4 protein-coding genes are annotated in these 3,177 nt (G+C 64.7%); all 4 read right to left on the bottom strand.

What is annotated here, in order from left to right; genetic code table 11:
- Window positions 1–49 precede the first annotated feature (49 nt).
- A complete protein-coding gene (locus tag RFM40_RS33300; RefSeq protein WP_320279034.1) occupies window positions 50–580 on the bottom strand; it encodes a UPF0149 family protein in 531 nt (176 codons plus the stop codon).
- Window positions 581–651: 71 nt separating this feature from the next.
- Complete coding sequence (gene tnpC, locus RFM40_RS33295; protein ID WP_320279033.1) at window positions 652–2,226, bottom strand: IS66 family transposase; 1,575 nt, start codon at window positions 2,224–2,226, stop codon at window positions 652–654.
- Window positions 2,227–2,274: 48 nt separating this feature from the next.
- Complete coding sequence (tnpB, locus tag RFM40_RS33290) at window positions 2,275–2,628, bottom strand: IS66 family insertion sequence element accessory protein TnpB (RefSeq protein WP_320279032.1); 354 nt, start codon at window positions 2,626–2,628, stop codon at window positions 2,275–2,277.
- Window positions 2,625–3,092: an IS66-like element accessory protein TnpA gene (gene tnpA / locus RFM40_RS33285; protein WP_320279031.1), complete on the bottom strand. Its 468-nt coding sequence runs from the start codon at window positions 3,090–3,092 to the stop codon at window positions 2,625–2,627. Before tnpA ends, tnpB begins: the two co-directional genes overlap by 4 nt.
- Window positions 3,093–3,177 lie beyond the last annotated feature (85 nt).

Below are 3,177 nucleotides of genomic sequence, written 5' to 3'. Positions count from 1 at the left end.
GTAAGCGTCACGAGCACCGCACGGCTGTCCTTGGTTGACAGAGGCAGGGTCAGATGCGGGCCGCTTTGACTCGCTGGGGCATGAAGTACGAGCGGATGGCGACGACCGCCTTTGCAACGGCGGCGACACCCGCGTCGTCGAGACGGGAGTTCACCCCCGTTGTGTCCCGGATCGGGGCGATGATGTCGCGGGTTGCGGCATGGCCGCGGAGCACGGGGCGCCAGAGCCTTGTGGCGTAGCCGGTAGCGAGCAGGAAGGCAGTCGACCAGTGGAAGGGATCGAAGGAACCGTCATTGCGCCGCGCAAAGCGCGGGCGCCAGGTTTCCGGCGTTTCGCCAAGCCCGGTCGAGATGCGATTGTAGTTGGCAACCAGCGTCTGAACGGCGAGCGCCTCGGTCGTGCCTTCGAGCGCCATCAACGCTTGCTCGCCTGCAAACAGAGGAATCCATTGGCGCGGGTCGATAAAGCGCGGACCGATGATGAGCGCCGTCAGATAGCCGTCGAGCCCATCCATGCCGAAGACCGGCGGATGCGGCCGCTGCTTGTGCAAGAAGGTCTCGAAGGCCGCATCGTCCAGCATCGGGCGCGAAGGCGGAACCGAGGAAGCCGCGGCGGGCCGAGCGGCGACGGGCGCTTTTGACCGACGAGCGATCATGCCGCCACACGCTCCAGTTGGCCCCGTGCTTCCCGGTCTGCCTTCCAATTCCACGGCAAGAGCTCGTCGAGCCGATTGACCGGAATGGCGCCCGAGACGATCTGCTCGAGCACGTCGGCGAGCCAGGTTTCGGGATCGAGACCATTGAGCCGTGCCGAGTTGACCAGCGATGCCAGCACCGCCCAAGTCTCGCCACCGCGGGCGGATCCAACAAAGAGGCTATTCTTCCTCGTCAGGCAAACCGGCTTGAGCGAACGCTCGACGACGTTGCTATCGATTTCGATCCGTCCGTCCGCGAGGAAGGCTGTCAGCCCATGCCAATGCGCCAGCGTGTAGGCGACGGCCTTGCCGAGCGACGACTTGGCCGAGACCTCATCGATCAGCGTCTCCAGCCGCTCCTTCAGTGCCGCCATCAGCGGAGCACTCTCGGCCTTGCGCACCGACAGGCGCTGCTCGGCGCTCATGCCGCGGATGCATTGCTCGATCCGGTAGATCTCGGCAACAGCGGCGACCACCGCCAGCGCCTCGCTCGAGCCCGTCGTCTTGACCACCTCGACGAACTTGCGCCGAGCGTGGGCCAGACAAAAGGCAAGCTGCAAGGGTGCGATATTGCTCTTGCGCCGCCGCTTCGCCAGGCTCTTGTAGGCCGCATAGCCATCGACCTGGAGAATGCCATCGAATGTTGAAAGCTGTGCCTCGATCTCTCCGGTTCCCCGGCTTTCTGCAAACACATAGCCGACTGCCGGCGGTGCCGGTCCCTGCCAGGGACGATCATCGACGGCCTGCGCCCACAATTGGCAGACTTTCGTCCGCTTGCGTCCCGGATCAAGTCGCGGCAGAGGCGTTTCGTCACAGAACACCCGCGGCTGCGAGCGGATGACGGCAAGCAGGCGATCGTAAAGCGGCCTCAGCCACCAGGCGGCCCGTCCGACCCAGCCGCCGAGCGTGCCCCGGTCGAGATGGATGCCGTAACCCGAGAAGATCTGCGACTGGCGATAGAGAGGAAGATGCCAGGCGAACTTGGCGACGACCACATGCGCCACCAGCGCCGTCGTTGCCATGCCCCCGTCCATTACTCGCGCTCGCGCCGGCGCCTGGACGACATGGGCCTCGCAGGCCCGGCAGGCGTATTTGGGCCGGATCGTGCGGATCACGCGCAGAAGTGCCGGAACGATATCGAGGGCCTCGCTGATATCCTCGCCGATGCGATGGAGGCAAAGTCCGCAACAGGAGCAGACTGTGCTCTGCGGCTCGATCACTTCCTCGCAGCGCGGCAGATGCTTTGGCAGGGCGCCCATGTTGCGCGATGCCGACCGGTGCTTGCGTCGCGGACGATCCTTGTCTTCGGCGACATCGTCATTGGCCGCGGCCGGCACCTCGCAGAGGTCGCCGAGATCGAGCGCGATCTGCGTCGGATCAAGGACGGCCAGCTTCTCCGATTTTGCCCCGAAGATCATCTGCCGAAGCAGATCGGCATAGACGCGCAGCTCCGCGTTCTCGGCTTCAAGAGCCAGAACGATTCTCTGCAGCTCGGCAGGATCCGATGGCAACGAATCAGGGCGGGGCGACATGATCAACCCTACCAGGCGACCCCGAATCTTCAAGCAAATCCAGTCACTTCACGCCGCTCTGACCGGTCTTTTGACGTGTTTCTTCGCCACCCTCGTCCAGTCGAGGCCGGCCACCAGAAGGGCGAACTCCTCACGCGTCAGCCGCATCGAGCCGCCGCGGATCGGCGGCCAGGTGAAGCGCCCGGATTCGAGCCATTTCGAGACCAAAACCATGCCGCTTCCGTCCCAAAAAAGAAGGCGCAATCTGTCGCCGCGCTTGGGGCGGAAGACAAAGACGTCGCCGCAATAGGGATCGGCTGCAAGAGCCGAGGCGACCAGTGCAACAAGGCCATTGATGCCGCGGCGGAAGTCGACCGGCTGCGTCGCCACCACCACCTTCACGTCGCCGGCTGGCGCAATCACCGCGGCACACGCAAGGCACCCACGATGGCGGCCGCTAGGGCCGGATCGACCGAGCCCGTCAGGACGAGGCGGCTTTGACCGATCTCGAGCTCGATCCGACCGGTCGACCTGGGCGCCTCCTTCTTCCGTGCGTCACTATGCTCGAGCTGCCGCTCCTCGCCCGCGATCGTAATTGGCACAAACTGCAGAGCTGGCGTCGTCTGCGCAGCCGCTTTCGCCTGCACCAGCCCCACGTGCCGTCGCCAGACCGAAAGAAGACCTCGATTGATCCCCCAACGCCGCGCGACAGCCGAGATGTTGGCGCCCGGCTCCGCGCTTTCCGCAACAATCCGCGCCTTCTCCGCCGGCGTCCAGTTGCGCCGTTTCCGCCGGCCTGTGATCACCTCGACCCGGCGATAGTGACCCTCTTCATGCCTGCCTTGATGACTGTCTTGATGACTGGCATCAGGGTCGTCCCACTCCATGCGCCTGCGCTCCTCGCAAATCAGGCGGCAAATCTCCCCAGTGGATAGCCCTCAGGCAAGATGGGGTGCTCGTCACGCTCACGAT

Origin of the sequence: Mesorhizobium captivum (assembly GCF_033977165.1) — a bacterium.
Taxonomy (GTDB): domain Bacteria; phylum Pseudomonadota; class Alphaproteobacteria; order Rhizobiales; family Rhizobiaceae; genus Mesorhizobium; species Mesorhizobium captivum.
This window is presented reverse-complemented; position numbering and strand designations above follow the sequence as displayed.